Annotated in this window: 17 protein-coding genes and 1 pseudogene; 14 read left to right on the forward strand and 4 right to left on the reverse strand. The window is 53.4% G+C overall.

Features of this window, described 5'->3' with window-relative positions:
- The first annotated feature begins 133 nt into the window (after positions 1-133).
- Positions 134-859 (forward strand): hypothetical protein, encoded by a 726-nt coding sequence (locus M0646_RS06690; protein WP_286627136.1) that lies wholly within the window; start codon positions 134-136, stop codon positions 857-859.
- Positions 860-900: 41 nt separating this feature from the next.
- Here the strand turns inward: M0646_RS06690 and ruvX are convergent, their stop codons facing one another.
- The gene (gene ruvX, locus M0646_RS06695; protein ID WP_149819291.1) at positions 901-1356 is read right to left on the reverse strand and encodes a Holliday junction resolvase RuvX; all 456 of its coding nucleotides are present in this window, start codon (positions 1354-1356) and stop codon (positions 901-903) included.
- A gap of 97 nt (positions 1357-1453) precedes the next feature.
- Between ruvX and ileS the strand changes: the two genes are divergently transcribed.
- The 5 genes and pseudogenes from ileS to M0646_RS06720 all read left to right on the forward strand — a co-directional run bounded on the left by ileS (position 1454) and on the right by M0646_RS06720 (position 7288).
- On the forward strand, positions 1454-4315 hold the full coding sequence (gene ileS / locus M0646_RS06700) for an isoleucine--tRNA ligase (RefSeq protein ID WP_286627137.1): 2862 nt from the start codon (positions 1454-1456) through the stop codon (positions 4313-4315).
- A 16-nt stretch (positions 4316-4331) separates the two neighbouring features.
- Positions 4332-5132 carry a site-specific DNA-methyltransferase gene (locus M0646_RS06705; RefSeq protein ID WP_286627138.1) on the forward strand — a complete coding sequence of 267 codons (801 nt, stop codon included), beginning with the start codon at positions 4332-4334 and terminating at the stop codon, positions 5130-5132.
- Complete coding sequence (locus M0646_RS06710) at positions 5129-5632, forward strand: hypothetical protein (protein WP_149819297.1); 504 nt, start codon at positions 5129-5131, stop codon at positions 5630-5632. Before M0646_RS06705 ends, M0646_RS06710 begins: the two co-directional genes overlap by 4 nt.
- 310 nt (positions 5633-5942) lie before the next feature.
- Positions 5943-6747, forward strand: a pseudogene (locus M0646_RS06715) (transposase).
- A 46-nt stretch (positions 6748-6793) separates the two neighbouring features.
- Positions 6794-7288, forward strand: a complete 495-nt coding sequence (locus M0646_RS06720) for a pentapeptide repeat-containing protein (protein ID WP_226972035.1) — start codon at positions 6794-6796, stop codon at positions 7286-7288.
- Here M0646_RS06720 and gltX read toward each other — a convergent pair.
- Together gltX and M0646_RS06730 are read right to left on the reverse strand one after the other, a co-directional pair.
- Positions 7278-8735, reverse strand: coding sequence for a glutamate--tRNA ligase (gene gltX, locus M0646_RS06725; RefSeq protein WP_286627140.1), 1458 nt, complete (start codon positions 8733-8735; stop codon positions 7278-7280). The two genes, M0646_RS06720 and gltX, sit on opposite strands and share 11 nt — an antisense overlap.
- A 58-nt stretch (positions 8736-8793) precedes the next feature.
- Entirely contained in the window at positions 8794-10893 is a 2100-nt protein-coding gene (locus M0646_RS06730) for a TIGR00300 family protein (RefSeq protein ID WP_149819303.1), read from the reverse strand.
- A gap of 264 nt (positions 10894-11157) precedes the next feature.
- Between M0646_RS06730 and tig the strand changes: the two genes are divergently transcribed.
- The 3 genes from tig to clpX all read left to right on the forward strand — a co-directional run bounded on the left by tig (position 11158) and on the right by clpX (position 14741).
- Positions 11158-12612, forward strand: a complete 1455-nt coding sequence (gene tig, locus M0646_RS06735; RefSeq protein WP_286627169.1) for a trigger factor — start codon at positions 11158-11160, stop codon at positions 12610-12612.
- A gap of 84 nt (positions 12613-12696) precedes the next feature.
- Entirely contained in the window at positions 12697-13386 is a 690-nt protein-coding gene (gene clpP, locus M0646_RS06740; protein WP_149819305.1) for an ATP-dependent Clp endopeptidase proteolytic subunit ClpP, read from the forward strand.
- A gap of 32 nt (positions 13387-13418) precedes the next feature.
- The gene (gene clpX / locus M0646_RS06745) at positions 13419-14741 is read left to right on the forward strand and encodes an ATP-dependent protease ATP-binding subunit ClpX (protein WP_149819308.1); all 1323 of its coding nucleotides are present in this window, start codon (positions 13419-13421) and stop codon (positions 14739-14741) included.
- On the opposite strand, the gene M0646_RS06750 is transcribed toward clpX, so the two are convergent.
- The gene (locus tag M0646_RS06750) at positions 14738-15457 is read right to left on the reverse strand and encodes an SDR family oxidoreductase (protein ID WP_149819310.1); all 720 of its coding nucleotides are present in this window, start codon (positions 15455-15457) and stop codon (positions 14738-14740) included. The two genes, clpX and M0646_RS06750, sit on opposite strands and share 4 nt — an antisense overlap.
- Before the next feature lie 163 nt (positions 15458-15620).
- Here M0646_RS06750 and M0646_RS06755 point away from each other — a divergent pair, with 163 nt between their 5' ends.
- The 5 genes from M0646_RS06755 to M0646_RS06775 all read left to right on the forward strand — a co-directional run bounded on the left by M0646_RS06755 (position 15621) and on the right by M0646_RS06775 (position 24637).
- The gene (locus M0646_RS06755) at positions 15621-20318 is read left to right on the forward strand and encodes a translocation/assembly module TamB domain-containing protein (protein ID WP_286649429.1); all 4698 of its coding nucleotides are present in this window, start codon (positions 15621-15623) and stop codon (positions 20316-20318) included.
- Positions 20319-20406: 88 nt separating this feature from the next.
- Entirely contained in the window at positions 20407-22689 is a 2283-nt protein-coding gene (locus M0646_RS06760) for a cache domain-containing protein (RefSeq protein WP_149819312.1), read from the forward strand.
- 9 nt (positions 22690-22698) lie between these two features.
- On the forward strand, positions 22699-23376 hold the full coding sequence (ubiE, locus tag M0646_RS06765; RefSeq protein WP_286625039.1) for a bifunctional demethylmenaquinone methyltransferase/2-methoxy-6-polyprenyl-1,4-benzoquinol methylase UbiE: 678 nt from the start codon (positions 22699-22701) through the stop codon (positions 23374-23376).
- 180 nt (positions 23377-23556) lie between these two features.
- Positions 23557-24048 carry a universal stress protein gene (locus tag M0646_RS06770; RefSeq protein ID WP_286625040.1) on the forward strand — a complete coding sequence of 164 codons (492 nt, stop codon included), beginning with the start codon at positions 23557-23559 and terminating at the stop codon, positions 24046-24048.
- On the forward strand, positions 23993-24637 hold the full coding sequence (locus M0646_RS06775) for a tRNA isopentenyl-2-thiomethyl-A-37 hydroxylase MiaE (RefSeq protein ID WP_315863163.1): 645 nt from the start codon (positions 23993-23995) through the stop codon (positions 24635-24637). The genes M0646_RS06770 and M0646_RS06775 overlap by 56 nt, the downstream gene beginning before the upstream one ends.

Genomic DNA, 24637 nt, shown 5'->3' on the forward strand with positions numbered 1-24637 from the left:
TTGCAGAGCGATAGATAGATGCTACCGCAAAGGATTTAAGATAAAGATCTGTAGCAAGTCCCCTTTTCATTCCCCCACTCAAGGGGCGGCACTTGCAAGCACGGCTCGGTAAATTAATCCTGTCAATTAAGTCATGACAAAGGCATACACTCCTGATGACGTTTGGCGATTACTAGGGGAGCTGTTAGAAGCTCAAAAGGAAACCGAACGCCATTTCCAAGAAACAGAGCGCCGCTTCCAAGAAACAGAGCGCCGCTTCCAAGAAACAGAGCGCCGCTTTCAAGAAACAGAGCGCCGCTTCCAAGAAACGGATCGGCGATTTCAGGAGACGGATCGGCGATTTCAGGAGACGGATCGGCGATTTCAAGAGACGGATCGGCGATTTCAAGAAACGGAACGCTTGTTGCGGGAAGAAGCGCGCCAACTCAATCAGCAACTGGGGAAACTGGGCAATCGCCTTGGGGAATTTGTGGAATGGCAGGTGCGCCCCGCCGTGCTGCGCCTATTTCAGAGTCGCGGCATTGCCGTCTCTCAGCTTTACAGCGATGTCATTCTCCAAGATGGCAATGAGAGTTTAGAAATTGATCTGCTAGTCGTCAATACCAATCAAGCGGTTCTCGTCGAGGTGAAAACCAAACTGAGCCAAGGGGATGTGGATGAGCATTTAGAGCGGATCGCGAAATTTCGTCGTTTGGCACACCAGTATCGAGACACCCAGCTCTTGGGAGCGGTGGCAGGGATGATCGTGCCCCCTGAGGTGGCTCGCTATGCCTATCGGCAGGGCTTGTTTGTGTTGGCGCAGTCGGGAGATGGGGTGGCGATTCTCAACGATGCGCAGTTTCAGCCCCGCACATGGTAGCCCGTGCCCAAGAATTTGAGCAGACAACTTTTCAGCCTCCGTTATAGCTGTGGATCAGCGGGTGCCAGTGTTGCTTTTGCCGCTTGCGAACGGGCATCGAGCCATTGTTGCAAAATGAGGGCAGCAGCAATTTGATCCACTAAGTCCTTGTGGTGACGGGGCGATCGCCGCCGCTGTTTGAGAATCTCTTCCGCCTGAAATGAGGTGAGTCGCTCATCCATATATTCCACGGGTAAGTTCAAGGCCGCACCAATTTTTTCCGCCAGATGTTGCACCTGCCGGGCTTGGGAACCCAGTTGACCATCGAGGGTGTAGGGCAAGCCCACAATTAATTTCTCCACCCCTCGCTCTTGGCAAATCTGGCGAAGCTGCGCCACATCACTGGCAAAATTCCGCCGTTGGATAGTTGTAATGCCCGTGGCCAACTGCCCTAGGCGATCGCACCCTGCCACACCAATGCGCTTGCGCCCCAGATCCAAACCTAGAACGGAAATCATCCTTGAGTGAATAAGAACAGTTCTCCTACAATTAAATCCATTGCCAAGATGCGTTTTTTCCCTAGCTGAAAACGATCATACCCCGCTGTACCCACCCATGACTGACGCGACCCCCGACTACAAAGACACCGTCAACCTGCCCCAAACCACGTTTGAAATGCGGGCAAATGCAGCCACACGGGAACCCCAATTACAGGCCTTTTGGACACAGCACCAAATTTATGAAACGCTGCAGCAAACCAATCCGGGTGAGGTCTTTATTCTCCACGATGGCCCCCCCTACGCCAATGGCGCTCTCCACATTGGCCATGCCCTGAATAAAATCCTCAAGGACATCATCAACAAGTATCAACTGCTGCGGGGCCGCAAGGTACACTACCGCCCCGGTTGGGACTGCCACGGCCTGCCCATTGAACTCAAGGTACTGCAAAACCTGAAACCCGAACAGCGTGCCCAGCTTACCCCCCTCACCCTCCGCCAACAGGCCAAGGAATTTGCCCTCAAAACCGTTGCCGAGCAAAAGCAGAGTTTCCAACGCTATGGGGTTTGGGGCGACTGGGCGCACCCCTATTTGACCCTCACCCCCGACTATGAGGCAGCACAAATCGGTGTCTTTGGCGAAATGGTGCTGCGGGGCTATATCTATCGCGGTCTGAAACCGGTGCACTGGAGTCCCAGTTCTAAAACCGCCCTCGCCGAAGCCGAACTAGAATATCCCGAAGGCCACACCTCCCGCAGTCTCTATGCCGCTTTTGAAGTCATCGAGTTGCCCGCAGGCTTAGCCAAGTCTTGGTACAAAGCCCTAGGCAAATTGGGGGTTGCTATCTGGACAACGACCCCTTGGACGATTCCCGCCAACTTGGCCGTCAGTGTCAATCCCGATCTCACCTATGCCCTTGTTGAAGTCAAACCCAGTGCCCGCTACAAATATTTGATTGTGGCCAAGGATCTGGTGGAGCGCCTCAGCCAAACCCTCGGTTGTACGCTCAAGGTGGTTGCCACCGCCAAAGGGGCTGACTTGGAAAATAGCCGCTATCGCCACCCCCTCTTTGAGCGCGAGAGCAAAATTGTCATTGGCGGTGATTATGTCACGACCGACTCCGGGACGGGTCTGGTTCACACTGCCCCTGGCCATGGCTTAGAGGACTATGCCGTGGGTCAGCGCTATGGCTTGCCGATCCTGTCGCCTGTGGATGAGAATGGTTGCTTTACGGCGGAAGCGGGGTCATTTGCCGGTCTCAATGTCCTCAAGGAAGGGAATGAGGCGGTGATTGCGGCACTGCAAGCGTGTGGCGCCCTCCTCAAGGAAGAACCCTATGTCCACAAGTACCCCTACGACTGGCGCACGAAAAAACCAACCATCTTCCGCGCCACGGAGCAGTGGTTTGCTTCCGTTGAAGGCTTTCGCGATGCCGCCCTCAGGGCGATCGCCGAGGTGAAGTGGATTCCTGCCCAAGGGGAAAACCGCATTACGGCAATGGTGGCGGAGCGTTCCGATTGGTGTATTTCGCGGCAGCGCAGTTGGGGTGTGCCCATTCCCGTCTTTTATGACAAAGAAACGGGGGAACCCCTGCTGACGGCAGAAACCATTGCCCATGTGCAAGCGATTATTCGCGATCGCGGGTCTGATGCCTGGTGGGAACTCTCCGTTGCGCAATTGCTGCCCGAATCCCTGCAAGATCAGGCCGATCGCTACGAAAAGGGCACCGATACGATGGATGTCTGGTTTGATTCTGGCTCTTCTTGGGCGGCGGTTCTCGGCGATCAACAGGCGGATCTCTACCTCGAAGGCTCTGACCAACACCGCGGCTGGTTTCAATCCTCATTGCTAACACGGGTTGCCGTTAAAGGCCAAGCCCCCTACAAAGCAGTCCTCACCCACGGCTTTGTCCTCGATGAGCAGGGACGGAAAATGAGCAAGTCCCTCGGCAATGTCACGGATCCCCGCGAAGTGATTGAGGGGGGCAAAAACCAAAAGCAAGACCCTGCCTATGGTGCCGATGTATTGCGTCTGTGGGTGTCCTCCGTGGACTATGCCAATGATGTCCCCATTGGTAAAAATATCCTCAAGCAGTTGGCGGATGTCTATCGCAAGATTCGCAATACGGCTCGCTTTCTTCTGGGGAATCTTCACGACTTTGACCCCGATCAAGATGCCATTCCCTATGCCCAACTGCCCGCCTTGGATCGCTATATGCTACATCGGCTGCATGAAGTCTTCAGCGAAGTAACGGCGGCCTTTGATAGCTTTCAGTTCTATCGCTTTTTCCAAACGATTCAAAATCTTTGTGTTGTTGATCTGTCGAACTTTTATCTCGATATTGCCAAGGATCGGTTGTACATCAGTGCTGTCGCGAGCGATCGCCGTCGTAGTTGTCAAACTGTCCTTGCCATTGCGGTTCAAAACCTCGCCCGTGCTATTGCTCCAGTGCTTCCCCATTTAGCCGAAGATATTTGGCAGCATTTGCCCTTCAAAACCCCCTATCTTTCGGTTTTTCAAAGCGGCTGGGTACAGCTTCCTGCCCAGTGGCAGGATCCGGGGCTAGCCAGTGAATGGCAACGCCTGCGGCAACTACGCCTAGAGGTGAATAAGGTGCTCGAACAGGCCCGTGCCGAAAAGCTCATTGGCTCCTCTTTGGAAGCCAAAGTGTGGCTCTATGTTGCCGATCCACAGTGGCGCGATCGCCTTGCGGAGATGAATCCCAGTGATGCCCTCAGTGGCAATGGGGTGGATGAATTGCGCTATCTCTTCTTGGTGTCCCAAGTGGAGCTGATGCCGCAACAGGCAGGGGTGGACGTACCCTATGTCCTTGAAGCCGAAGGGCTATGGATTGGTGTTGGTCATGCCAAGGGTGAGAAATGCGTCCGCTGCTGGAATTATTCTGAAAGTGTGGGACAATCGGCCTTGCATCCCCAGTTGTGCGATCGCTGTCAAGCCGCCCTAGAAGGGACGTTTTAGATCATTGAGCGAAAGCATGCTAGAGATCGATCGTATCTACCAAGCTGATGCTTTTACCCTCTTGCCCCAGATTCAAAGTGCGAGCATTGATCTCATTATTTGCGACGGCCCCTACGGTGTAACCACCAATCCATGGGATCGCATCTCTAACATCCAAGAGTTTAACCTCAAACTCATCACCATCTTTGCTGAAAAATTGAAAGAGGGAGGAGCGCTCTACCTTTTTGGTAAACCTGATTGTATTGACTTTATTGACTACCGTCCATTTCTTAACTTACAGGCAAAAATTGTCTGGTATCAGCCCAGTCGCCTAGCCCAAGGACGGATCAACTACACAAATAACTATGATCTTATTTGTTACTTTATTAAAGGCCAGCGTCCCAAAACCTTTAACTTAGATGCTATTCGGGTACCACAGCTAGTAGAGCTAGAGCACCGTCGTCGTTGTGAGCGGGTACCATCAGTGATTAATGGTAAGTATGGCAAAACTAAATTCAATGAAGAAGGTAAAAACCCAGGAGATGTCTGGGGAGATATTAAACAGCTCACGTATAAGTCAAAAGAACTAGTAGCTCGCGAAGCACTCAATACCATTCAAAAGCCAGAGCAGCTGATTGAACGCTTAGTCAAAGCAAGCTCTAATAAGGGTGACTTAGTGCTTGATCCATTTGCCGGTGTCGGTACAACCCCTGTAGTTTGTAAACGCTTGGGAAGGCATTTCATTGCTATTGAGCAAGATCAAAAGTTTGTCCAAGCAGCAAACGAGAGATTACGTGAGGCAGAGTATGAAATCGCGGGGAGGCTTTTTGATTGGTGAAACAGCAAGTTTATCGTCAAATTGTTGATCTGATCCGTCAAGCGTCTCAACTTGCTCAAACAATTGGTATTCGCAACCTACTGCAACCGGGGTTAGTTAAGGAAATGATTATTGCTGACCTGCTAGGTCACGAACTAATTGATTCTAAGCGTGATGCCGATGCTCATGCCATTAGCGACCCAAGTGAAAAGTATGAATATTTATCTTGTATAGAAGGTGGAAGCGGTCAGCTTGACCGAATGTTTAAGGAACCTCCTGAAAAGCGTGCCCAATCACTTACACGAATTACCCGCAACACAAAAATTTACTTAGCCGTTTTTGAGAAGGAAAACCAAATCAACTGCAAAGTGATTTACGAGCTAGAACCCAGTGATGTACTTACCGAAGCAAATCGTCAGCTTGATCAAAGTCGGAATGCCATCTCCCATATCAGCTTCTCGGAAACCTGGGCTAGGGAGCATGGTCGTGTTGTCTATCAAAGCAGTAGCTCCCATAATTAATCGAATTTACCTGCAAACGAGTCAATTGTACTAAGTGCAGCTCTGACTTACACCTTGGAGGTACTCCTATCAACTAGTACCCAGTAGCTGTACTGATGCCGTTCAGATTATTCTTTTTTTCTAAACGAAAGATAAAACCTCCGTGAAATCACGGTAGGCAAGGGGGGATGCTGTAGTATTGTTACTGCTATAGCTATTTCGAAAAGGAGTGAGATATTTTCAAGAGGGATAGGCTATCCTCAAAGCGTCATGAATGTTACTCAAGAATATGAGCTATAGCTTGGACTGACGAGAGCGGGTTGTCTCCTATATCAAGCAAGGCGGCAAAATCAGTGAAACGACTCAAATCTTTCAGGTCAGTCGCGCCACCATCCATCGCTGGCTGAAGCGAGACGACTTAGCGCCCACGGTTGTCCCCCGTTGTCCTTGGAAGCTGGATTGGGCAGCCTTAGCAGCGGATGTTGCTGCCCATCCCGATGACCGTTTAATCGACCGTGCCCAGCGATTTGGCGTCCAAGTTTCCACCATTAGTTATGCCCTCGACCAGATGGGCATCACCCGAAAAAAAACAGATACGTTACCAAGAACGGTGTGAAGAAGAGCGACAAGCGTATCAACAGCAGCTCGACACATGGGTAGAGAGCCACGGCAAGGAAACGCTGGTGTATATCGATGAAACGGGGTTTGACTCTCGGGTGGCGTGTGAGTATGGGTAGTCAGCGCGAGGCCAACGAATTGATGGAGAGCGAGCGGGGAAGCGTCAGAAAAGAGAGAGTTGAGTCGCAGGACGGTATAGACACCAGAAAGACTTCATCGCGCCGATGCTGTTTTCAGGATATTTGAATGCGTTAGGGTTTGTGAGCTGGCTGAGTCAATACTGTTTGCCCGCGTTAGAGAAACGTTCGTTGTTGATGATGGATAATGCACCGATTCATCCGAAAGGGGTGATTCAGGCAGTGGTGAAAGCGGCGGGTCACGAGGTGTTATTTTTACCGAAATACTCTCTTGATTTGAATGTGATTGAGCACGACTTTAGTGCGCTGAAGCGAGCGCGGATGTATGCAGGGTTAAACTGTTCTATGGATGAAGTGATTCGCAAGTATTATGCTGGATGATATCTCATTCTCTATTGGAATAGCTATAAAGCTACGAGCAGGAGCATTGTCTCTAGTCCTCCTACCATTGGTTGTACCAGCGGTTGCTAAGGCTGAAAATCCTGCCCATGTGCGACAACTCTTGGAAACGCGCCAATGTCCCAACTGTGATCTGCGGGGCGCGAACCTAATGGATGCCAATTTGTTTAAGGCGAATTTAGCAGGTGCCAATTTGGAGGGCGCTTATCTGGCGGGTGCGAATCTCTTTGGCGCCAATTTGGAAAGGGCAAACTTGAACCGTGCCAGTCTCTATCTAGCGATTTTGGTCAATGCCAATTTGGCAGGGGCACAACTGGTGGGAACACGCCTCACCCTTAGCAACCTTGTCAATGCCAATCTTAGCGGTGCCAATTTGGAGAATGCGGTCATGAAGGGGGCAAACATGATTGATGTGAATTTGACGGCTGCAAACCTGAAGGGGGCAGATCTCGATCGCGCAAATTTGAGTGGGGCTAATTTAAGCCAAACGATCTTCGATCGCCCCCCAGCCCCTAGGAAGTAACCTGTGCCTGTTTCAATGCTGCCGCAAGTCGCGGTTGATCCCAGCCCCGTTGGTGGAGAATTTGCCACGTGGCCATTAAATCAGGACCGTGGACAGCACCCGTGAGGGCAGCGCGCAGCGATCGCATCGTTGCTCCCTTTTTGACCCCTGCGGCTTTGCTGGCCTGTTGAATCAGGTGTTGTCCCATCTCCACTGTGAGCCTTGGCTCTGTCGGCAAGTGTGCTAGTAGGTACGCCAAAATCGTCGCATTCTGGGGTTGGCTCAGCTGAGCCATTGCTTCAGCATCAAGGGTAATGGTGGGTACAAAGAAAACTGCCCCTTGATCAATGGCCTCCTTGAGGGTGTTGAGACCCGGTTGAAGGAGTTGGGCAAGGTCAAGCAACCAAGGGCGATCGCCCCCCTCATCAAAGGCATAGCCTGCCCCCTGCCATAAGGGAATCAGTTCTGCCAAAAGTTCTGCTGGCTCTAGTTGCTGAATGTACTGACGATTGAGCCAATTGAGCTTATCCCAATCAAAACGGGCACCTGCCTTGTTAATTCGTTCAAAACTAAAGTGCTTCGCCGCCAGATCAAGGGTAAAGAGTTCCCCTATCCCTTCAGGGGGCGACCAACCCAAGAGTGTCATGTAGTTGGCCAAGGCGGGGGCTAAATACCCCATGGCTCGGAAGTCAGAAATGGAGGTCACCCCATCTCGTTTTGAGAGTTTTTGTCCCGCTGAGTTGAGAATCAAGGGAGTATGGGCAAAGTTGGGGGGAGTGGCGCCAAGGGCTTCGTAGAGTAAAATTTGTTTGGGTGTGTTGCCAATGTGGTCTTCACCGCGAATGACATCGGTAATGCCCATGGCAATGTCATCGACGACCACCACCAAGTTGTAGAGGGGGTAGCCAATTTCGCCGCGGGGGGCAGCTCGCGCAATCACCATATCGCCCCCCAGATCAGCCCCCTGCCAACTCACTCGACCACGCACCAGATCCTGCCATTCAATCTGGCGATCGTCCTCAATTTTGAAGCGAATGACGGGGGTGCGTCCTGCGGCATCAAAGGCGGCTTGCTCCTCTGGGGTCAAATGACGGTGACGGTTGTCGTAGCGCGGGGCTTGTCCCTTGGCTTTTTGTTGTGAGCGTAGGGCATCGAGTTCTTCAGGGGTACAGTAGCAGTAGTAGGCGAGTCCCTTGTCCAAAAGGGTTTGAATCGCTTGGCGGTACAGATCAAGGCGATCGCTCTGGAAATAGGGGCCTTCATCCCACGTCAGCCCCAGCCATTGCAAGCCCTCAAGGATATTCTCGGTATATTCGGGTCGAGACCGCTCGCGATCAGTATCCTCAATCCGCAGAATGAATTTCCCTCCCCGATGGCGGGCGTAAAGCCAGTTGAACACAGCGGTACGGGCAGTCCCAATGTGCAGATTTCCTGTCGGACTCGGTGCTAAACGAACACGAACTGTCACTGCTGACCTCGAATACAAAAATTGCCTTTTCGATCCTACCCCATTGGCTGAAAAGCTTCTAGGCAAGGGTATAGGGACGATTCAGCCGCTCCAACTGCTGCACCATCAGGCTGAGGAACAGTCCCACATCGGTGACCACGCCCACGGATTCCACAGAACCCCGATCCGCTAGTTTAGTGACGACCGCTGGGTTAATATCCACACAAACGAGCTTCACCCCGGCGGGGGTCATATTGCCGACACCAATGGAGTGCAGCATCGACGAGAGCATCAAAATCATGTTTGCGCCCTGAATCAGGCGGGCATACTCCCGCTGCGCCTCAATTAAATCCATGAGGGTATCGGGCAGTGGGCCATCATCACGGATTGACCCCGCTAGGACAAAGGGCACATTATTCTTCACACACTCATACATCACGCCACTGGTGAGGATGCCCTGAGCCACGGCGTTGGCAATGCTGCCACAGCGACGAATGGTATTGATCACTTTCAGGTGGTGACGGTGACCGCCCCGCACAGGAACGCCCCGCTGCATATCCACTCCCAAGGAGGTGCCCATGATCGCCTGCTCCATATCGTGCACCGCGATCGCGTTGCCGCCGAGGAGTCCTTGGACATAGCCTTCACGGATCAGCTTGGCTAAATGCTCACCACCGCCGGTGTGGATAACCACTGGGCCGGCCACCACAATCACTTTGCCCCCCTGATCGCGGATGCGCCGCAGTTCCCAAGCAATTTGTTCCACCACCAGTTCGACGCGGCGTTCACTGGAGACCCCTGATCCCATGAAGGTGAACTCTTGGGTGCTGCGCTGGCTTTCCGTTTTCCGAATCGTGCGGATGCCTTCGACGCCCACGACCACGCGATCGCCCACCTCTAAATCCCGCAGAATGCGACACTCCGCCACCGTGCCTTCCGGGGTTGAGCGCACCACAATCGCCCCATCCATGCGTTGGTTTTGAACCCGAACCCACTCGCCGGCAACTCGTACCTCTGTGGGATAAATCGTGGTTACATAGAAATCATCCGGGGCAACCCCCGCTTGGGTGACGGTTTCGAGGGTCGCATCACACACCTCTGAGGGCGGTAAAATCGCACCGAGGGTGATCAACTGCGCCATGATCGCATCCATGACCTCGGCATCGGGCGCCATGACCCGAATATCCGCTTGGGAGGGACTTTGCCGTTGTTCGCCAAGATTAAATTGCAGGACTTGGAAACTGCCGCCACTTTCCACAATTGTGTCTAGGACACGGTTCACAAGGCCAGAGTCGAGGAGGTGTCCCTCCAGATGAATGACCCGACTGGGAATTGTCGCCGTGGCATGGAGTTCTTCGCGCACGGGTTCGGTCACCCGCAAGGTCAAGCATTTAGCTGCACCCCCCGCCTTGAGAAATTCTGTCAGGGGCGTTTCCACCACCTCAAAGCCCACTTGGGCAAGGGCGGACTTCAATTCTTGGCTGGCACAGTTGAGAATCACCGTGCGATCGATATTGACGGCATTGCAAGCAAAGTTGACCGCATCAGCCTCTTTAACGGCAATTCGTTTATCCGCTGGTACCCGCAGTTCAATCAGGCGGTTGGAGTAGGCATCAAAGGCGGGAGGATAGTAAAGTAAGTAGCCATCCGTGAGCGGACAAAAACATGTGTCAAGGTGGTAGAAACGCTCATCCATGAGCCGCAGGGAGAGGACTTCAATATCCAGCCACTTCGCCAAATAGGCATGGGAATCCAATTCTGAACGGAAGCCATACCCTGCCCACAGCCAGCGACCCTCACGATCCAAGAGGGCATCTCCGGCTCCCTCAAAGGGCAGTTGCTTCGGTAGCTCAAAAACTTGATACCCCTGAGATTCAAACCACGCTTTGAAATAGGGTTCTTCCCCTTGACGTTCTGGATGATAAAAGCGACTGAGCACCACGCGATCGCCGAGCACCAAGCCCGCATTCGCCGTAAACACCATATCCGGCCAGCCCGGCTGCGGCTCAATCAGGTCAACCGTTGCCCGAGCATGGATAATTTCGTAGAGTTTTTGCCACTGCTCCTGTGCCCGATCGCGGGAGGACTTGTGGATATTTCCTTCCATCCAAGGATTGATTACATAGTCCACCTCATAATGGGTGGGAGGGCACATGAGGAATCGCAGGGTTGAACTCATAGGGGTTGTTTAGAAATCGTTGCAATTTGTGAAAACAGTCTAGGTGTGGGCTACACGGCACCCATCACAAACTTTTATTCTATAGGCAGTGGGGATCCTGACGATTAGTTTTGTCATCAAACCTTGACATTACACCCATTGCCCTGTGTCTTTAAGCGCAACTCCATTTGCAAATAGCAGGGGAAATCTGCGCTAAAATTATAATTTGTGCGATCGCGCACAGCCAACTGACACCATTTGCGAAGGGGAATGACCTTGACTGACGTGACTGACATCATTTCCATGGCGACTGAACCCCGTGCCAATAGCCAACTCCTCGCCACGATTGAGGTTTCGGGGGCACACTCTCAACAGGTGTATAACCAAGTGGTCAATGATCTCCTTCGCCATACACAGCTACGCGGATTTCGCAAGGGCAAAGCCCCCCGGCAGCTGGTATTGCAGCAAATTGGCAAAGAGCGGCTGCGCTATGTGGCCATGGAAAAACTGATTGAGGATACCGTTAAAGCCGCCGTCGAAAAGAACAATATCCCCTACTTGGGTAATCTTGAACTTCAAGGGGACATTCCAGAAATACTGAAGCAATTTCAGCCCGGCGAAAACTTTTCCTTCAGCGTTACGTTTGATGTTGAACCAGAAGTGACAGTCACAGCCTATAAAGGGCTAACCATTGAGTACAATCCCGTCACCTACAATCCCGAAACTGTTGAGAAGCTCTTGCAGCGGCACCAACGGGAGCACGCCACCCTCATTCCCGTCGAAGACCGGCCCGCTCAGTGGGGCGATGATGTCACCCTAAAACTGGTGACCAAAGATGAAAATGGGGAGGTGGTGAAGGAACTCTCAGCAGATGAACTGCCCCTGTCCCTCGATGAAGAGCAACCCTTTTTGATCAAAGAAATTCCTGCTGCTGTTGTCGGCATGAGTGTCGGTGAAGCCAAAACGGTGACGGTGTCTATTGCTGAGGAAGTCGAGGAAGGGAAAGCAGAAATCCCCAAACAATTGACCGCTGAGATTGAACTTCTAGGGATTAAAGCACCGGAACTGCCCCCCCTAGACGATGCCTTTGCCGCTGAGCACAGTGAATTCAGTACGATGGCAGAATTGCGGGCCTATCTGGAACAAAACCATCAGGAGCGAGCTGAAAATCAAGACAAGAAAGCGAAAGAAGCTGCCCTCATTGATACCCTCATTGCCCAAAATCCAGTTGAATTGCCAAAAACCCTGATCCGCAAAGAGGCAGATGTGAAGGTGCGGACGACGCTGATGCAAATTCAGTCCCAAGGCGTTGATCTCAACAAGATTATGACCGAGGAACTCTACGAAAAAATGCGTCAAGAGGCAGAGCCGGGGGCAGCGAAGGAGGTGCACTCCCGTTTATTGTTGAGGGCGATCGCTCGTCAAGAGGGCATTGAACCTAGTCCCGACGCAGTGGAGGAACGGCTGAACCGCTACAAAGAGGTGTTGGGCAACCAAACAGCCAAGGATCTAGAACGACTCCGCGAATTTGCCCACGATGAAGTGCAGCAGGAGGAAGCCCTCAACTGGCTCCTAGAGCAAAATACATTTCAGCCAGTGCAGTCCGACACAGCCACTGAGCAGCCCACAGCGACTGCTAAAGCGCCCAAAGATACCCAGACGGAGGCCGTTGCTGAAAAGCCATCTAAGCCGCAAAAACGCTCTGGGAAAAAAGCAAGTTCTGCCCCAGCCCAAGAATAGTTCGGCATAATGAAAGTGATGATCCCTACGGGGACAAACCACTAGTTACAATTAATTACAAACGAACCGTCATTCTAGGCAACTATGCTGCAATCGCGTTACGACCATCCCCTCAGTGCCATTCTGCGCTCTCCAGCGCTCAATCTGCCGCCTACCCATGCCAATATTGTGCCGATGGTGGTTGAGCAGTCGGGGCGGGGTGAACGAGCCTTTGATATCTACTCGCGGCTCCTGCGGGAGCGGATCATCTTCCTAGGGGGGGGCGCAGGCGATCGCCGAGGCATTGATGATGCGGTTGCTGACTCCATCGTGGCGCAGCTTCTGTTCCTTGATGCCGAAGATCCGGAAAAAGACATTTACCTGTACATCAACTCACCGGGTGGCTCGGTTACAGCCGGCATGGCCATCTACGACACCATGAAGCACATTCGCCCCGATGTGTGTACCCTCTGCTTTGGCTTGGCGGCGAGTATGGGTGCCTTCTTACTGTCTGGCGGTACCCCCGGCAAACGGATGGCGCTGCCCCATGCGCGGATCATGATTCACCAGCCCCTCGGAGGTGCCCAGGGTCAGGCAGTGGATATTGAAATCCAAGCGCGGGAAATTCTCTACCACAAGCGCAAGCTCAATGAACTCTTGTCACAACACACGGGGCAACCCATCGAGCGCATTGAAGCTGATACGGAGCGGGATTTCTTTATGTCCGCTGAAGAGGCCAAGGCCTACGGTCTGATTGATCAGGTGGTGACGCGGCAGACCCTCCCTAGCCACTAAGTACACCCTACGTGCAACCCTAGAGGTTCCCTATGGCCAAATATGATACCCACCTCAAGTGCTCCTTTTGTGGTAAGTCACAGGAACAGGTGCGTAAGCTCATCGCGGGCCCTGGGGTCTATATCTGTGATGAATGCGTAGAACTGTGTAATGAAATCCTCGATGAGGAATTGGCCACCGTTCCCAATGCGGCGGCTCCCCGTCGAGACTCCACACCGTCGCGATCGCCCCGCAGCACACCCCGCAGTCGGCCCCTCAGCCAAGTGCCCAAGCCTCGGCAAATCAAGGAATTTCTTGATAAGCACGTGGTCGGCCAGCATGAAGCTAAGAAAATCCTCTCAGTTGCGGTCTATAACCACTACAAGCGCCTGAGTCTTTTGGATGGTGATCAGCGGGGCGATGACAACGTCGAACTGCAAAAGTCCAATATTCTCCTGATTGGCCCGACGGGTTCTGGCAAGACCCTCTTGGCTCAGACATTGGCGAAGCTCCTCGATGTTCCCTTTGCGGTTGCCGATGCCACTACCCTCACGGAAGCCGGCTATGTGGGGGAAGATGTGGAAAATATCCTGCTGCGCTTGCTGCAAACCGCCAATATGGATGTGGAGGAAGCACAACGGGGGATTATCTATATTGACGAGATTGATAAGATTGCCCGCAAAAGTGAAAATCCTTCAATTACCCGTGATGTGTCCGGGGAAGGGGTACAGCAGGCGCTGCTGAAGATGCTAGAGGGGACGATCGCCAATGTGCCGCCGCAGGGGGGGCGCAAGCATCCCTACCAAGACTGCATTCAAATTGACACGACGAATATCCTCTTTATCTGTGGGGGCGCCTTTGTTGGTTTAGAGAAAACCATTGAGCAGCGGGTGGGCAAGAAGGCAATGGGCTTTGTCCGCGATGGCGAACCCCTCCCCAAGGAAAAACGCTCTGCGGATATTCTCAAGCAACTGGAACCCCACGATCTGGTGAAGTACGGCATGATTCCAGAGTTCATTGGCCGTATTCCCGTGGTGGCCGTGCTAGAGCCGTTGGATGTGGCCGCCTTGGCAGAAATTCTTACCCAACCTCAAAACGCGCTCCTGAAGCAGTACCAAAAACTCATGCGCATGGACAGTGTGGAGTTGCGCTTTGAACCGGCGGCGGTAGAGGCGATCGCCCAAGAGGCCTACCGTCGTAAAACCGGTGCCCGTGCCCTGCGCGCTATTGTTGAAGAGATTATGCTGGACGTGATGTACGAACTGCCTTCCCGCAAAGACCTGCGCGAATGTACCATCACGCCCGAAATGGTGGAAAAACGCTCCACGGCTGAACTACTCCTGCATCCTTCTTCGCTGCCTACACTTTCTGCTTAGAAGAAGACGTGGCTATCGGGCATCAAGCTCAACTCAAGGGGAACCGCATGGGGATCCGTTTCTAGGGTAGCGCGAATCAGACGAGCAACGGTGGCCGGTCGCAGCAGTTTCTGGCGATCGATTTTGAGGCTGACGGCATCCCAAAAGGGCGTATCCACACCGCCAAAGTAGAACAGACTAAAGCGAATACCATAGCGCTTGAGTTCTTCGGCCATACACTTGCTGAAGCCCACCACCCCAAATTTCGCAGCACAGTAGGCTGACCCCATCGCCATTGAATGTTTACCGAGGATACCGACAACGGTGCAGATGTGTCCCTGTTGTTGCTCTTTCATGAGTTCGGCAGCCTGTTGGCTGGTGTAAAAGCAACCCTTAAGGTTTAGATCCAGCATCTGATCCAGTTCAGCCGCAGTAATTTTTTGATAGGGCTTGAGGAGGCCAGCCCCCGCCGCGTTGATCAATACATCGAGGCGTCCCTGCTCACTGCGGATGGCTTGCATTAATTCGCTCACTTGCTGCGGTTGGGTGATGTCACAGGGCTGAATTTGTACGGTGACTGAGGAGGGAAGCTGCTCTACCAAAGCTTGCAGGCGATCGCTCGAGCGAGCCGCTAAGACCAACTTGGCACCCGTTTCTTGGAGTTGCTCAACAACGGCTTGACCAATGCCACCTGTGGCACCCACCACTAACACCACACGATCTGCTAAGACACTCATTTTGTTACATTTCTTTACGTTCATCCTTTTATCCTAGCGTTTCTTGAATTGCCCAGAACCTACCCATCGCTTGGGCAATCAAATTTAGAAAGACGAGCCTTTGTTCTGCGTATTAGGATTGAGCTGTTAAGCGTCTTGCCTAGGTGTGACGGAGTTGGGATGAATGACGCAGCAACCACAACCCCCCTTTACCCTTTGGTCTCGTCAGTGGGGATGGAGAATGATTGCCTTGGTGGTGCTCGGTGGAACGCGGGCGTGGTGGTTTGTGCACTATGAATTGGCTCCTGAAATTGCCCAACAACTACAACAGCGTCTCAATCGGCCAGTGGAAATTGGCGGCGTTGAGCACGTCGGGCTGAATGTTGTTCGTTTTGGCTCCTCAGCGGTTCCCAGCTACACGCCAGAAGATGGCACTCCCGAGTTGGACAACGCGCTAATCAATGGCATTGAAGTCGCCTTTAATCCATGGCAGCTTCTGACAGGTCAAAAATTAGATCTCGACGTGACTCTCCACCAACCCCAACTCACGGTGGTTCAGGATGCCCAAGGGCGGTGGTGGCGCACAGAAGTTCAGCTGCCAGAGGAGGAGCCGAGCTTGTTTCAACTGAATCAAATCAAGGTGAAGGTGCGGGATGGCTCTGTGCTGGTTCAACCCTTTCGGCGTCCTGCCTACCTGCTGCACCAAATTCATGGCGGATTGACCCTGACGCCCGATCGCCAGAATTTTGCCCTCGAAGGTCAAGCGGAAGGACAACTGGCCGGGGGTGGCCAATGGCGATTGCAGGGGGACTGGAACCAACCCCAAGAATCAGGACAACTGGATTTGCGCTTCAGTAAGATTCCCCTTGGGCTCGGGAATGAGATTCTGCCAGAGACCATTCGTGTCCAAGGCGGCCAATTGGAGGGGCAATTACGGGTTCGTCTGCCTTTACCAGAAACCCCCGAAGTCACGGGTCAAATTTGGTTGCGGGATGGTACTTTACGCACGGCCTTTGTGCCCCAAGACATCAAGGGATTACAGGCCCATGTGCAATTGCAGGGCAATCAGGCAAAGCTGCACTATTTGCGCGGGGCGATCGCCAATGTCCGCTGGCAGGCTCAAGGCACCGTCGGTCTCCGAAGCGGCTGGAACATTGAAGCGCAAGTGCCGAGGTTTGATCTCGCCCCTACCTTAACGGCCTTGCAGATTACGCCACCGGTTCCCCTGCGGGGTCAAGTGGAAGTTCCCACCCTTCGCGTGCAGGGGGATCTGGAGAATCCCCAAGTCATAGGTGAACTGCGCAGCCAAACACCGCTCCAAGTGGATCAACTGCAACTGCAACAGGTACGGCTGCCGTTTATGGCGTCCCTTGAGCAAGGGGTTAGGCTGATGGAGGTTCGCGCCCAGTTGGTGGATGGCGGTGAGGTACAGGCAACGGTTGGGGTAGAACCCACGGGCGAGTTTCGTGGCCAAGCACAAGTGCAGCAGGTGAATCTGCAGGCGATCGCCCGCCGCTACGATGTGGCTCCGCCCGTGTCCCTAGGGGAGGGGTTTGCACAACTGGACTTTGGTGGCAATCTGCGTACCCCAGAGGCTTGGCAGGCCAATGCCGCCTTTCAACTACCGACGGCTCAGTATCCACTGCGGGGCACCGCCCGTCTGACGCAAACTCAACTGCTCGTTCCTGAGTTTCAAATGCAGTTTTTAGGGGGGAGTCTGCGGGGTCAAGTGCAAGCCGCCGCCGGTCAGTGGCAGTTGCAGGCTCAGGCTGAGAATATTCCCCTACGGCAGTTGAATCAAGAGTTACAAGGTCGTCTCAGTGGGCAGGCGATCGCCCAAGGACGGGTGGATCAACTAACGCTACCAGCGATTCGAGCTAGTGCCAATCTGCAAGTGGATCAAACCCCCACGGGTGATCCGCTGATTGCAGTTGTGAACTGGGATGGTCAGCAATTGCAAGTGCAAGAAGCCACCCTCGGTGCGATCCGCGCCCAAGGCACTATTGGTGTTGATTTAGCGGCCTTACAACCCACTGACATTCAATTGGGCATCCAAGCCAGAAATCTCCCCCTGAGTACCTTAAGCACTTTCTTGGAACCGAATCTCCCCGTTCCCCTCACCCTTGCAGGTACCACGTCCTTTCAAGGCCAACTCACAGGCCGCCTCGATAGGCTCCAGTTTCAGGGGGCACTGCTCACCCAAGGATTGGCGGTGAATGATTTGCGCTTTGCCCCTCAACTCACGGGCACGGTTACCTTGAGCCAACAACAGGGGGCAGCCCTCAATTTACAGGGGGGGGGCGATCGCTTGGCGTTTCGTTTGGATGCCGATGGCTTACCCCGCTCACTGCTGGTTCAACGGCAACAGGCGCAACTGATCGGCCAGCGCCAAGGGGAGAGCTTTGATCTGCGTCTGCAGCAGTTTCCTGTGGAATCCCTGCGGTTACGGCTCTCGGAACTCCCCGAAAAAGCCATTCTCGCAGGACTGGCCTCAGGCAATCTCCAGTTGCAAAATTGGACGAGGGGGCAGGGTAGTTTTACCGTAGAGCGACCGGGGTTAGGGGCATGGCGGGGCGATCGCCTGCAAGCGCAATTCCGTCTGAGTCGCGATCGCCTGACGATTCAATCTGGCCTTTTTACAAAAGGGGAAAGTCGCTATCAATTCACTGCCGATCTCCAGCCTCAACAATTGGGGGCGCAGTTGACGATTGCCCAAGGCAATTTAGCGGATTTAACGGGACTCGCCATCGTCCTCGGGATTGGCCAACCCACCGCTCGGGGGACTGCTGCAGATTTGGGCACACCCACCGCAGGGGAAGGTCTGCAAGTCTCAGTGCTAACACAAATTCGCCGCCTTGCCGAAATTGAGATGCTGCAAGCCCAAGCGGCTTTGGTGCGGCGGCCGGAGCTGCTGCCCCCCTTGGAGCAACTTCAGGGGACTTTTAATGGCCAAATCAATCTGAGTCAAACCCCGCAGTCGGGTCTGGTGGCCAGCTTTGATCTCAAGGGCGCCAATTGGCAGTGGGGAAATTACGCAGTTGATCAGTTTCTGAGTCGCGGTCGCTTTGCCCAAAATCAACTGGTGCTGACAACCCTCAATCTGCTTGTGAATGGTGGGCAATTAAACGTCAATGGCATTCTTGGCGGTAACCAGCAAAATGCCCAACTGCGGCTAGAGCAATTCCCTGTGAGTCTTGTGGCAAGTCTTTTGCCGCCGGGGGTGGATGTGGACGGTAAGGTGAATGCCCAAGCGGTGTTGACTGGCTCATGGCAGCAGCCCATTCTCGCCGGTGAGGCGACCCTTGCGGAGGGTCGGTTGAATCAACGTCCCTTGGAGGCAGCGAATGCCACATTCCGCTACGCCCAAAATCGTCTTGCCCTTCAGGCGATCGCCCGCTTGGATACGCCAGAACCCCTAATGGTGAGTGGCTCAGTTCCCTTGATCTACCCCCTAGACCCGCAACCGGTTGTTGATCCGCAGTTGGCGCTAGATGTGAGTGTCAAGGACGAAGGATTGTCATTAATCAACCTCTTTACCGATCAGGTGCAATGGCAACAAGGAAAGGGAGTTTTCCAAGCCCAACTGCGGGGAACGTGGGCGGAGCCGATGGTGAATGGCGTCCTGAGTGTGGATGATGCGGTGATTAAAACTCCCGCCTTTGAGGAACCGGTGACTAATCTCAGTGCGCGGGTGCGCTTCGATCGCGATCGCCTGCGGGTGGATGGCATTCAAGGTCTCTTTAGCCAAGGGCAAATTACGATGGCAGGGGTGTTACCGATTCAGACTCCCTTGGTCCCCGATGATCCTGATGCTGCGACCCCCCTCACCGCGTCCTTGCGACGCTTGCAAGTGAATGCCGGCAATATCTATCGCGGCACCGTAGAGGGCACCCTCGTGATTACGGATACTCTCCTGAGTCCTGATTTGGGGGGCAGTGTCCAACTCAGCCAAGGCCGTTTGGATTTAGGCGCCATCAATGGTTTGGTCAATGGCAATGGGTTAGCCACTCCTGCTGACAGTCCCTTTGAACCCCTAGCTTTTGATAACTTGGTAATTAATATCTCAGATGCCTTGCGGGTGACGCGATCGCCCGTTCTCAACCTAACGGCCACTGGCAGTTTAACCCTCAATGGGAGTCTCGATAGTCTCCAGCCTGACGGCAAAATTCGCCTCACAGGCGGGCAACTGAATCTGTTCACTACCCTCTTTTTGCTCCAGCGGCGAGCGGATAACTATGTGCTCTTTACCCCTGCCAATGGCTTGGATCCCGAACTCAACCTCACCCTTGCTGCCACTGCCACTGAAGTTTATACCCCCGGCACCGTGACGCGACTCTCCGATGCGGGTTCCCTCACAGCCACCAGTTTAGGGACGCTGAATACCGTTCGCATTACTGCCCGCATCAATGGTCGTGCCAGTCAATTGCAAACCAATTTGCCTGCGGTGCTTGAGCTATCCAGTACCCCTTCGCGCAGCACGACCGAACTCCTTGCCTTGATGGGCGGTGGTTCAATTGCGGATCTCAACCAAGTGGGGGGAGAAGCGGCGGTGGCCAGTCTTGCCGGATCAGCTCTTTTCAACAACCTACAGGCATTGATTGATCAGGCCACGGGCAACCGCACTTCCTTTCGGATGTTTCCAGCGGTGGTGCCCCCCGATCGCCAGGCTCAAAGCCAAGCCCCAACCCTTGCCCTAGGGGCTGAACTGGGTTTTCAAGTGAACAGTTTTACCTCGGTTTCCCTCTTGCAGTTGCTCACCGCTCCCAGTGATCCGACGCGGTTTAACCTTGGGTTTCAGGTGACAGAGCAGATTCGCCTTGGCGGACAGGTGAGCACCAGTGGTGAGGGCACAGGCTTTATTGAATTCCGTTACCGTTTTTAAGGTCGTCTAAGATCAATGTACTGCCAGCAACGCTCAAGCTTGGAAGGTGACAATTGCGGCAGTTGCAGTACCCTCGGTATCAATCTTGATGAAAAATTCCGCTAGAGCCTTATCTCAACGATTCTCGACCGCATGGCAGCGGTTAAGTCTGCGTTGGAAATTTACCTTGGCCTTGGCTCTTGTGGCGCTCTTTCCAGCCGTGATTATTACCGAAGCCCTGATTCAGGTCAGTAATCATAACTTCGATCGTCAACTTGAGCAGCAACTGCGCTCTAGCTTGCAGGATTTGCAGTGGGAAATTGATAACTTGGCCTATGAGTCCCGCATTCAAGCCCTCTTGATTGCCAATGGGATGTATGTGCAGCACGTGGGTCAACCCCTCACCCGTATGATGAATCCCTCCACTATCCGCGATCTGCTTGAGGAGGTGGATACTACTGAGCGTCCCATGAATCTGATGCTGGTGAGCGATGCTAGTGGTCAGGTACTCGCCCAGCAAACAATGGTCTTGGCTAAAACGGGAGAGGCACTCCTTGACTTGACCCCCGAAACCCATTCCTACTATCGTCTCAGCTCACATCAAGCCAGCAGTATTGCTCACTTACCGATGTTTCAAGTGGCTCGCGATCGCCAGCAGATGATTAGCGGTCTGGTGCTCCTCAGTCGTGAGCAGTTACAAGAACTGGGCTTAGCCCAGCAGGCCAAGATCACATTGCGTCCTCAACCCATTGCAACTCTACCCGCCAAGCAACGGCCAGCCCCTGTGGGTACCTACCCCATTGCGGACGGCAATATTGGCTTACTGGCCTTTGCCGCAAAGCCTCTCTATGAAAACAACCAATTTCAGGGGCTAATTCTGACGGGCATTTTACTCAACAATATGCCGGATCTTGTGGATGCCACCACAGAATGGTCCACGGTAGATACGGTGGCAACAATTTTTGCCCAAGATTTGCGGATTGCCACCAATGTACCTTACACCGATGGTCAGACTCGCGCCCTTGGTACCCGCGTTGCTCGCGAAGTGGCCACTCAAGTGCTCAATCAGGGCAAAACGTTTTTCGGCACAACTGACATTTTGGGTTCTCCCTATGTAACGATCTACAGTCCATTGCAGGACTTTCGCCAGCAGCTCGATTTGCCGCATCCACCGCCCATTGGTATCGCCTTTGTGGGGAAGTCCCAAGCGTGGATTCATACCATGACCACCCAGAAACGGTTGGTGGCCTTTGCCATTACCCTTGGTGCCCTGTTGTTGGCTAGTGTTTGGGCCTATCTCACGGCCAATGCCATTGTCAAACCCATTCAATCCTTGGCGACTTCGACCCGCCGCGTGCAGGCAGGGGATTTGACGACACTGGTGCAGGTGCACTCCCTTGATGAGGTGGGAGAACTGGCCAATGCCTTTAATGCCATGATGCGCCAGTTGCGCATTTCTTTTGAGGAGTTAGCCCAGAAAAACCGCTCCCTTGAGCAGATTCGTGATGAACTGCTTGAGGCCAATGAACAGTTTGAGGCGGTACTCAATGCTGTACCGGGTACGATCTCGTGGATTAATGCCGAGGGCATCTATAAGGGGGTGAATCGCAAGTTGGCAGAAACCTTGAATTTGCCACCAGAGGCGTTTATTGGTCGTCCCTTGGGCTTTTTGCGTGAGGATAGAGAGTTGGCAGCCTTTATGCAGGAGTTTGTGGATTCTCCCGATCAATTTGCCTCACGGGTGATCTCCGTTAAGCGCAATAGTCAAACCGCATTTTACCTCGTGGCTTTGCAAAAATACATGCAGGGTACCCATACGGTTGCCGTCGGTATTGATATTAGCGATCGCATTCGCGCCGAGGAAGCACTGCGCATTGCTGAGGAAAACTACCGCAGTATTTTTGAGAATGCCCTTGAGGGGATTTTTCAGGCGTCAACAGAAAATCGGTTTATTCGGGTCAATGCCGCCATGGCCAGAATTTTTGGCTTTGACTCTCCTGAAGAAATGGTGCAGAGCGTCACCAGTATTCGCGACCAAATCTATGTGGAAGCCAGCACCCGTGATGAGATTCTGAATCATTTTGCGACTGGAGGAACAACGGGACATTTTGAATTCAAGGCCTATCGGCGCGATCGCCAGATCATCTGGGTCGAATTGGATATGCGGGCGGTCTGGGATGCCGAGGGCAAGATTCTCTACTATGAAGGATTGGTGCAGGACATTACTGAGCGCAAACAGCGTGAACAAGCGATGCAGCAGCAAATCGAAGAGCTAAGGGTGGAAATTGATCACGAAAAACGGCGGCAGCAGGTGGCCGAAATTACCGAAACGGAGTACTTTCAGCAATTACGCCGTGAGGCGAACTATTTGCGTCAGCGTCGCCAGCGCTAAGGCTAAACCATGACCGATATCCAAGCCCTGTTTGAGCGCATTGCCCCCCTCTACGATCGCCTCAATGATCAACTGAGCTTTGGCCTTCACCATGTTTGGAAGCAAATGGCCGTGGACTGGCTCGAACTGCCTGAAGGGGCAACGGCTTTAGATCTCTGCTGTGGCACGGGGGATTTGAGTCGTGTGCTGGCGCGTCGGGTGGGGCGGCAGGGGCGGGTGGTGGGGTTGGATTTTGCGGCAGCACCCTTGGCGATCGCCCGTCAACGCAGTTACCATTACCCCCAAATTGAATGGCTGCAAGGAGATGCTTTAGCAGTACCCTTTGGGGATCAAACATTTCAGGGCATCACGATCGGCTACGGGCTACGCAATGTGGCAGAGATTCCCCAAGCCCTCAGGGAAATGTTTCGGCTGCTTGTCCCCGCTGGGCGGGCAGCCATTCTTGACTTTAGCCATCCCCAAACCCCCGCACTCCAGAAATTTCAGCAATGGTACTTGCAACAGTGGGTCGTGCCCACCGCCCGTCAGTATGGCTTGGCAGCAGAGTATGACTATTTGTGGCCGAGCATTCAGGCCTTTCCCACCCCCCCTACCCTCTGTGCACTGATTCAACAAGCGGGCTTTGAAAGCGTGAAACACTACCCTCTGCTGGGGGGACTCATGGCGATTACTGTTGCCCAAAAGTAATCTAGGTTACAAATGTTAGGCTTCACTCCTTGGCCAATCCTCTAAGCTATAAGTACAGCCTTTTTCTATACGGTTGAGGAGGCCTGATCAGCTTTTAGGAATGGGGGCAAGTAGCTCTCAGTTATACTCAATGGCTGTGAAAAAGGCTGTAGGCGAACCACAGGGCATTTGGAGGGCAGTATGTATAAAAAAATTCTCGTTGCCGTTGACGACAGTGAACTGGGAGAACAGGTCTTTCAAACGGCGCTGGATTTGGCACAGCACTACCAAGCCCGCATGATGCTCATTCATGTCCTCTCGCCTACCAATGAATCCTATCCTGACCCGATCTTTACCACCCCTTTGGCGTCGGGAGTCTATGTGGGACTCCACGAGGAAGTGATGCGTGCCTATGCGGAGCAGTGGGAAAACTTTGAGCAAAAAGGCTTGGATATGCTGCGCAACCTCACCCAAATTGCCACTGAAAAAGGGGTGCCCACAGAATTTACCCAAGCCCTAGGGGATGCGGGTCGTGCCATTTGTGATCTGGCCAAAGATTGGGAAAGTGATTTGATTGTGCTGGGGCGGCGGGGTCTCAAGGGCTTGAGTGAATTTTTTCTCGGCAGTGTCAGCAACTATGTGCTCCACAACGCCCCCTGTTCTGTGCTCACCGTCCAGCGCCGCCGTGCCTGAAGCGCCCATTCGCATTAAGTTCCTCGTGCAGCCCACCCGTGCCAATTGGGTGGCGCAGGCGATCGCTCACCTAGATACGATTTTGCTCGATCACTCCCACTGTGAGCGCAAAGCCGCTAGTGTTGCCATTAACTTAATGTTTCGCTATCCTTCCCACAAGCGATTGGTGGATGCCCTCACCGATATTGCCCAAGAGGAACTCGATCACTTCCGTCAAGTCAATCAGCAACTGGAACGCCGCCACATTGCCCTTGCCCCCCTAAGTGCACCCCCCTACGCCTCTCGCTTGAATGCCACTGTCCGCCCGCAGGAACCCCAGCGCTTCTTGGATACCCTATTGGTTTGCGCATTGATTGAAGCTCGCAGCCACGAACGATTGCAACTGCTGGCTCAGCACTGCCCAGATCAGGAACTGGCGGAGTTCTTTGCTAGCTTAGTCACCTCTGAAGCACGCCACTATGGCACCTATTGGTACTTGGCCTATGAGTCCTTTGGCCAAGAGGTGGTGGCAGAGCGATTGCAGCAGTTGGCTGCCCTTGAGAGTGAGATTCTCAGCACGCCCTACCCCTTGCCGCGGATTCACAGCTAG

The sequence above is a fragment of the Thermosynechococcus sp. B3 genome, assembly GCF_030323045.1.
Lineage (GTDB): Bacteria > Cyanobacteriota > Cyanobacteriia > Thermosynechococcales > Thermosynechococcaceae > Thermosynechococcus.

What these genes read in the sequence shown, in the direction of transcription:
- clpP (WP_149819305.1), top strand. Translation starts at nt 12,697, where the DNA reads ATGCTGCAATCGCGTTACGACCATCCCCTCAGTGCCATTCTGCGCTCT.
- M0646_RS06760 (WP_149819312.1), top strand. Translation starts at nt 20,407, where the DNA reads ATGAAAAATTCCGCTAGAGCCTTATCTCAACGATTCTCGACCGCATGG.
- ileS (WP_286627137.1), top strand. Translation starts at nt 1,454, where the DNA reads ATGACTGACGCGACCCCCGACTACAAAGACACCGTCAACCTGCCCCAA.
- M0646_RS06775 (WP_315863163.1), top strand. Translation starts at nt 23,993, where the DNA reads ATGTGCTCCACAACGCCCCCTGTTCTGTGCTCACCGTCCAGCGCCGCC.
- M0646_RS06755 (WP_286649429.1), top strand. Translation starts at nt 15,621, where the DNA reads ATGACGCAGCAACCACAACCCCCCTTTACCCTTTGGTCTCGTCAGTGG.
- ubiE (WP_286625039.1), top strand. Translation starts at nt 22,699, where the DNA reads ATGACCGATATCCAAGCCCTGTTTGAGCGCATTGCCCCCCTCTACGAT.
- M0646_RS06770 (WP_286625040.1), top strand. Translation starts at nt 23,557, where the DNA reads ATGTATAAAAAAATTCTCGTTGCCGTTGACGACAGTGAACTGGGAGAA.
- M0646_RS06690 (WP_286627136.1), top strand. Translation starts at nt 134, where the DNA reads ATGACAAAGGCATACACTCCTGATGACGTTTGGCGATTACTAGGGGAG.
- clpX (WP_149819308.1), top strand. Translation starts at nt 13,419, where the DNA reads ATGGCCAAATATGATACCCACCTCAAGTGCTCCTTTTGTGGTAAGTCA.
- M0646_RS06705 (WP_286627138.1), top strand. Translation starts at nt 4,332, where the DNA reads ATGCTAGAGATCGATCGTATCTACCAAGCTGATGCTTTTACCCTCTTG.
- M0646_RS06730 (WP_149819303.1), bottom strand. Translation starts at nt 10,893, where the DNA reads ATGAGTTCAACCCTGCGATTCCTCATGTGCCCTCCCACCCATTATGAG.
- ruvX (WP_149819291.1), bottom strand. Translation starts at nt 1,356, where the DNA reads ATGATTTCCGTTCTAGGTTTGGATCTGGGGCGCAAGCGCATTGGTGTG.
- M0646_RS06750 (WP_149819310.1), bottom strand. Translation starts at nt 15,457, where the DNA reads ATGAGTGTCTTAGCAGATCGTGTGGTGTTAGTGGTGGGTGCCACAGGT.